1 protein-coding gene is annotated in these 635 nt (G+C 33.4%); it reads left to right on the forward strand.

Going from position 1 to position 635, the window contains the following annotated elements:
* A partial coding sequence (locus CLPU_RS16405) for a solute carrier family 23 protein (protein WP_200898661.1) occupies window positions 1-635 on the forward strand: 635 nt, incomplete at both ends.

A 635-nucleotide genomic window follows, 5' to 3' on the forward strand; every position in this document is an offset into this window, starting at 1 on the left:
AGTGCTTCTGTTCTTATTGGTATAGTTATAGGTTATATTATATGTTATCCTTTAGGTATGCTTGATCTTAAAGCTGTTGCTGATGCTAGTTGGTTCTCTATGCCTCAAATATTCAAATATGGTGTTAAGTTTGATATAGGTGCTTTAATTTCATTTCTGCCTGCATACTTAGTTACAACCATTGAAACTGTAGGAGTTTTAATTGCAGTTGGAGAAGCTAGTGAAAAACCTCTATCAAATAAAGAAGTTGCTGATGGTGTTTTAGCTGACGGTGTTGGAAGTTTTATAGCTGGTTTCTTTGGAGCTGGACCTAATACATCATTTAGTCAAAACGTTGGTTTAATTCCTTTAACTAAAATTGCTAGTAGATATGTTGTTATTGTAGCAGGTGTTATATTAGGTATACTTGGAATATTCCCTAAACTTAGTACTTTAATAGCTATAATGCCTAACCCTGTACTAGGTGGAGCTGGAATAGTTATGTTTGGTATTGTTGCAGCCTCTGGAATAAAAACTTTAAGTAGAGTAAAATTAACTAACCGTAATCTTCTAATAATAGCTGTATCTATAGGTCTTGGTCTTGGAATAACTGTAAGACCTGAATACGTAGCAAATTTACCAGGTATATTACAAAA

It is taken from the genome of Gottschalkia purinilytica (assembly GCF_001190785.1).
GTDB lineage: Bacteria > Bacillota > Clostridia > Tissierellales > Gottschalkiaceae > Gottschalkia_A > Gottschalkia_A purinilytica.